This is a genomic window from Streptomyces sp. XM83C (assembly GCF_023072675.1).
In the GTDB taxonomy this organism is placed as follows: Bacteria; Actinomycetota; Actinomycetes; order Streptomycetales; family Streptomycetaceae; genus Streptomyces; species Streptomyces thermocoprophilus.
Genome location: NZ_JALLGL010000334.1, coordinates 1 through 6435, shown reverse-complemented (window position 1 = coordinate 6435; position 6435 = coordinate 1). Strand labels below are relative to the sequence as shown.

The 6435-nt window shown below is 69.6% G+C and carries 4 protein-coding genes; 3 read left to right on the top strand and 1 reads right to left on the bottom strand.

The window, feature by feature from the left end; all coding sequences use genetic code 11:
* Window positions 1–63: 63 nt before the first annotated feature.
* From MTQ10_RS26310 to MTQ10_RS26300, 3 genes are all read left to right on the top strand, one after another.
* On the top strand, window positions 64–1182 hold the full coding sequence (locus tag MTQ10_RS26310) for an LCP family protein (RefSeq protein ID WP_247472652.1): 1119 nt from the start codon (window positions 64–66) through the stop codon (window positions 1180–1182).
* Between the two features lie 339 nt (window positions 1183–1521).
* On the top strand, window positions 1522–3360 hold the full coding sequence (locus tag MTQ10_RS26305; RefSeq protein ID WP_247472650.1) for an LCP family protein: 1839 nt from the start codon (window positions 1522–1524) through the stop codon (window positions 3358–3360).
* A 139-nt stretch (window positions 3361–3499) separates the two neighbouring features.
* On the top strand, window positions 3500–5113 hold the full coding sequence (locus tag MTQ10_RS26300) for an LCP family protein (protein ID WP_247472651.1): 1614 nt from the start codon (window positions 3500–3502) through the stop codon (window positions 5111–5113).
* A 105-nt stretch (window positions 5114–5218) separates the two neighbouring features.
* On the opposite strand, the gene MTQ10_RS26295 is transcribed toward MTQ10_RS26300, so the two are convergent.
* Window positions 5219–6256: a glycosyltransferase family 2 protein gene (locus MTQ10_RS26295; RefSeq protein WP_247472649.1), complete on the bottom strand. Its 1038-nt coding sequence runs from the start codon at window positions 6254–6256 to the stop codon at window positions 5219–5221.
* Between the last annotated feature and the right edge of the window lie 179 nt (window positions 6257–6435).

Genomic DNA, 6435 nt, shown 5'->3' with positions numbered 1-6435 from the left:
GACCCCACCAGCACCCCCACCCCCGCCGGCACCCCCGTCGGCGTCTCCGCCACCGGCGCCGGGCTGGCCCGGCGGCGCAGGCGGCGTTGGGTGCGGATCGGCGCCGCCATCACCGTCGTACTGCTCGCCGGCACCGCCACCGTCGCCGGCGTGCTGTACGCGAGGCTCGACGGGAACATCACCGCCGACGAGGCCGCGGCGGCGGAGCTCGCCCGGTACGAGAAGGAGCGCCCCACGGCCCTGGTGAAGGACGCGCAGAACATCCTGATCATCGGCTCGGACAGCCGCGCCGGCGGCGTGAACGGCAGGTACGGCAGGGACACCGGCACGGAACGCTCCGACACGACGATCCTGCTGCACCTGTCGGCGGGCCGGGACAGCGCGACGGCGGTGTCGATACCGCGGGATCTGATGGTGGACGTGCCGTCGTGCCTGAAGGCGGACGGCTCCCGCAGCGAGCCGATGTTCGCCATGTTCAACTACGCCTTCGAGATAGGCGGCTCGGCCTGCACGATCCGCACGGTGGAGGGCATGACGGGGGTCCGCGTCGATCACCACATGGTCATCGACTTCGCCGGGTTCAAGGAGATGGTGGACGCCGTCGACGGCGTCGAGATCTGCCTGTCGGCCCCGATCCGTGACGAGGCGGCGAAGCTGCGGCTGCCGGCGGGCCGGGTCACGCTCGACGGGGAGCAGGCGCTCGGCTACGTGCGGGCACGCAAGTCGCTGGGCAACGGCAGCGACACCGACCGTATGGACCGGCAGCAGCGTTTCCTCGCGGCGCTCGTCAACAAGGTGCGCAGCGACGACGTCCTGCTGAATCCGGTGAAGCTGTATCCGGTGCTGGACGCGGCCACGTCGTCGCTCACCACGGACCCCGATCTGGCCAGCCTGCGCGGCTTGTACCAGTTTGTTCGTGGCGTACGGAACATCCCCACGGAACGTGTGCAATTCCTTACCGTTCCGAGAGAGTCGTACGTCTACAACGCCAATCGCGACCAACTCGTGGAACCGGAAGCGGAGCGGCTGTTCCAACTGCTGCGCACGGACAGGCCCGTCACCGTGTCCGGGAAGAAATCGCCCGCTTCCGGAAGAAACGGCCGTGATGCGACCGCGTCCGACGACTCGTCCACGGCCCCCGCTTTCCGCGGCAACACGGCCGCCGAGAACACCTGCGGGTAAAGCCCTCCCCAAGACGACGAACTCACGTTCCAAGAAATGAGGCAATTGCCCGGTTGTAGGGACGTGGAATTTGTCACCGCCGTCGCTCGACGCTGAACTGGGCGGATAGTGTGAGCGGTCCGGTGCACCGCGCCGCGAGGTCCGCCTGGGGCCCGTGCACTGAGAAGCACTGACAGAACGAAGTACTGACGAGGCACTGAAGGAAGTACCGACCGAGGTACGGAACGCGGTGCGACCGACGTACTGACCGAACTGAGTGGTACTGGCAGACCGAGACGACCCGAGCGCCTTCGGAGGGGGAAAGGCGCCGCGTGGGCCCGACGGAGGATTCGGACGACCGTGGACGCGCAAGGCCGTGGGCGGGCGGAGAACATCGACCCCGCAGACCAGTGGGTGCTCAATCCGAACACCGGTGAATACGAACTGCGACTGACTCCTTCCGCACCGCAATCGCCGGTCCCCGGACCACGCCAGTCACCGAACCCGGCTTCCCGGGCCGCGGGCGGCGCACCGGGCAGATCCGCGGGGGCAGCCGGCAGGCCCGGCGGGCCGCAGGCGGGGGCCGGGTCGCGGTCGCGCCCGGCGGCTCCCGGCCGTGACACGGCGGAGCACGCATCGGACGCGGGCGGCGACGCCGGCGTTCCGGGGCCTCGCCGGCGCCGGGGCGGCCAGCCGGAGGCGCCGCAGGGCCGGCGTGGCCGGCGGCCGGTGAAGAAGAAGTCGAAGGCGAAGAAGGTGCTGGCCTGGACGGGCGGCACGATGGCCGTCGTCCTGATCGCCACGGGCGCCGCCGGCTACTTCTATCTGAAGCACCTCGAAGGCAACATCAACGCGACGGACGTCGGTGACGCGGGCTCGAAGGGCTTCAGCAAGGACGAGGCCTTCAACATCCTGATCATCGGTACGGACAAACGCACCGGCAAGGGCAACGAGGGCTACGGCGACAAGGGCAGCGTCGGTCACGCGGACACGAACATCCTGCTGCACGTCTCCGAGGACCGGTCGAACGCGACCGCGATGAGCATCCCCCGCGACCTGGTGGTGGACATCCCGGACTGCCCGACGAAGCAGCCGGACGGCTCCACGAAGGTCATCCCCGGCACCGAGCAGGAGCGTTTCAACACGAGCCTCGGCCAGTTCGGCCGGGACGCCGGCTGCACGATGCGTACCGTCGAGGCGGTGACCGGCATCCACGTAGACCACTTCATGATGGCCGACTTCAACGCGGTCAAGGAGCTGTCGACCGCGGTGGGCGGGGTGAAGGTGTGCGTGGAGCACGCCGTCGACGACAAGCAGTCCAAACTGCGGCTGCCCGCCGGCGAGTCGACGGTCTCGGGCGAGCAGGCCCTCGCCTTCGTGCGGACCCGGCACGCCTTCGGCAACCAGGGCGACCTGGACCGCATCAAGGTGCAGCAGCAGTTCCTCGGCTCGCTGATGCGGCAGATGTCCTCCAGCGACACCCTCACCAACCCGACCAAGCTGTACAAGCTGGCGGAGGCGGCGACGTCGGCGCTGACCGTCGACACCGCCATCAAGAAGGTGAGCACGCTCAAGGACATCGCTCTGGAGCTGAAGAAGGTGCCGCCGAAGAACGTGACCTTCCTGACGCTGCCGGTCAGGGACAACCCGGCGGACGGCGCCGTCCGCAAGACGGTGATCCCCGACGAGTCGCAGGCCCCCGCGGTCTACGACGCCATCAAGAACGACGTGTCGTTCACGGAGATCAAGAAGAAGGAGAAGGCTTCCAAGGACGCCGCGGCCGAGGCCGACGCGGCGAAACTGAAGGGCACTCAGTCGAAGGCCTCCGAGGTGCGGGTGCGCATCCTCAACGGGGGTGCCGCGCAGGGGAGCGCGCAGAAGACCCTCGAATGGCTGCAGAACGAGCAGGGCGTGCTCAAGTCGGAGAACGCGGGCAACGCCGGTACGACGCTCAGCAGGACCACGCTCGAGTACGCGCCCGACCAGGCGGACCAGGCACGCAAGCTCGCCGCGATCATGGGGCTTCCGGGTTCCGCGCTGAAGCCGGGCAAGAGCGTGACGAACACTCAGGGTCTGCCCGCGATGACGCTGACTCTGGGCAAGGACTACAAGGGGGCGGGTGTCTCGCTCACAGCTCCGGTAAAGGCGCCGGAGGTACAAGGGCAGTCAACCGCGGACAAGGTCGAGTGCGCCAAATAGCAGCCGTACGGCTGTGACCTGACGGGTCTGTCCCGCGTCTTCCCAGGCGCGGGACAGACCCGTGCCCGGCGCAGGGTGGGGAGGGCAAGAAGTGGGGCGAAGCAGTGTGCGGGGGGACGGTCCGGCGGTGGGTGACACGATGTCCCTGACGCCGGTGAAGCACGACGTACGGCAGGACGAGGCGGCGGAGCAGCCGGAGACCGAGCCCCGCGGCGGGCGTCACGGCGGCGGTGACGGCGAGGGCGGCGGTGTGCCCGGCACGGACCGCAGACGCCGCAGACGCCGTGTGCTGCGCTGGTCGGCGACGGTGCTGGCGATGCTGATACTCGGCACGGCCGGCGCCGGATACCTGTACTACCAGCATCTGAACGGCAACATCCGCAAGGACGATCTGAACCTCGGCGACGAGAAGGACCGCGCGGCGAAGAGCAAGGCGAACGCGGCCGGTCAGACTCCGCTGAACATCCTGCTGATCGGCTCGGACGCGCGGAACACCAAGGAGAACCAGGCCCTCGGCGGCGCGAAGAACACCTTCGGCGGCCCGCCGCTCGCGGATGTGCAGATGCTGCTGCACGTCTCCGCCGACCGCACCAACATGTCGGTGGTCAGCATGCCGCGGGACACGCTCCTGCACATCCCGAAGTGCACCGACCCGGACACCGGCAAGGTGTATCCGGCGTCCACCGGCCGCATGATGACGAACGAGTCGCTCAGCCGCGGCGGTCCGGGCTGCACTGTGGCGACGTGGGAGAAGCTCACCGACATCCACATCGACCACTTCATGATGATCGACTTCTCGGGTGTGGTGTCGATGGCCGACGCGATCGGCGGTGTCCCGGTCTGCGTGGACGCGAACGTCTACTCGCACACGCACGACGGCCACGGCTCCGGTCTGCGGCTGGAGAAGGGCACCCACCCGGTCAAGGGCAAGCAGGCCCTTCAGTGGCTGCGGACCCGGTACGGCTTCGAGGACGGCAGCGACCTGGCACGTGCCAAGGCGCAGCACATGTACATGAACTCGATGGTGCGTGAGCTGCGTGCCAACGCGAAGCTGTCCAGCCCGAACAAGCTGCGCAAGCTCGCCGAGGCGGCGACGAAGGCGATCGTCGTGGACGAGGGCCTCGGCACGATCGCCAAGATGTACGACCTGGCCAACGAGTTGCAGAAGGTCCCCACGGACCGCATCACGATGACGACGATGCCGAACGAGTACGTCGGTGAGCGGGTGCAGCCGACCGCCGACGCGGACAAGCTGTTCCGGCTGATCCGCGACGATGTGGCGCTCGACGGCAAGGACAAGAAGAAACCGACGCCGACGCCGACGCCGAAGGACCCGGCGGCCCCGGACGCCGACATCGCCGTACAGGTGCGCAACGGCACCCGCACCGACTCGCTCGCGCCCGTGCAGGGCCGGGCGACGGCGGTGGCGGAGCTGCTGTCCGGGAAGGGCTTCGAGCAGGCGGTGGCGGACACGTCCCCGGCGACGGCGGAGAAGACCACGAAGATCCTCTACCCGAGCGCCGACCTGGAGGGCGACGCACAGCGCGTCGCGAAGGTGCTGGGCATCCCCGCGAAGGCGGTGGCGAAGTCCACGGAGGTCTCCGGGGTGACGCTCGTCGTCGGCGCCGACTGGCGCGAGGGTATGGCGTACAAGGCGCCGAAGGAGGACGACAGGACGCCCGAGTCGGCGGGCGCGATGAACGCCTCCGACGACTCCCAGTGCATGCACGTGGACCCGGCCTACAGCTGGTAGCGGGGCCCTGCGCGGACGACGACCGGAGCCCGGACCGTGCGGACGGTCCGGGCTCCGGTGCGTCAGGACGCGAGGCGTCGGACGGCGGAGATCACCCGCGGGACGTCAGCCCCGCGTGCTGCCGCTGAGCACGGCCGGCCGCCGCGAGGCGATGACCTTGCGCGCCAGGGACTTGGGGCTGGTGAGGAAGCCCCACCCCCACGACATGTGCATGGTGGCCAGCGCGACGGGGATCTGAAGCCGCGCCTTCAGCGGCAGTCCCTTCCCAGCCGGGACCGACCCGGCGACGATCGCGGCGAGATAGCCGCCGGGCACGACGAGCCCCCACGGGGTGAGCGTGACGCCCACCACGAGGCCGGCCGCGATCGCGCACACCGCGACCGGCGGGGCGAGGTAGCGCAGATTGATGGAGCCGGCGTGGTAGCGGGCGACGACGTGCCGCCAGCGGCCGTAGTCCTTGTACTGCTTGGCCAGCGCCTTCACGCTGGGCCGCGGCCGGTACGACACCTTCAGCTCGGGCGAGAACCAGATCAGGCCCCCGGCCTCCCGGATGCGGAAGTTCAGCTCCCAGTCCTGGGCGCGGATGAACTCCTCGTTGTAGCCGCCCTGTTGCTCCAGCGCCTCCCGCCGGAACACGCCGAGGTACACCGTCTCGGCGGGGCCGGCCTGGCCGCCGGTGTGGAACGCGGCGTTGCCGACACCGATCTTCGAGGTCATCGCGGCGGCGACGGCGTGCTCCCAGTCGTTCTCGCCCTCGGCGTGCATGATGCCGCCGACGTTCTGCGCGCCGGTCTCCTCCAGGAGCCGTACCGCGGTGGCGATGTAGTTCGGGGAGAGCATGCCGTGCCCGTCGACGCGGACCACGACCGGATGCCGGGACGCCTTGATCGCCGCGTTCAGCGCGGCGGGCGTACGGCCGGACGGGTTGGGCACGGTGTGCACGCGCGGGTCTTCCGCGACGAGCTCGGCGGCGATCTCGTCCGTGCGGTCCGTGGACGGACCGAGGGCGATCACGACCTCCATCTCGCCTGCGTACTCCTGCGCGAGGATCGCTTGGACGGCTCCGCGCAGATGCCGCTCCTCGTTGAGGACGGGCATGATGACGGACACGGCGGGGAGCTGCACGTCGGACTTCGCGTTCATAGGGGGCTCACGTTACCGCGAACGGGGGACAGCGCGGCGCCGTGCCGGGTGCGCTGCACCGGGCGGGAGATCGTATCGGCCTACCGTGCTCACGGATCCCGCGTACGGCCGCCGCCCGGAGGTTCCCCCAGTGCCCACGCCGCCCCGTTCCCCCGACCGGCCGCAGCGCCGCTCGCAGC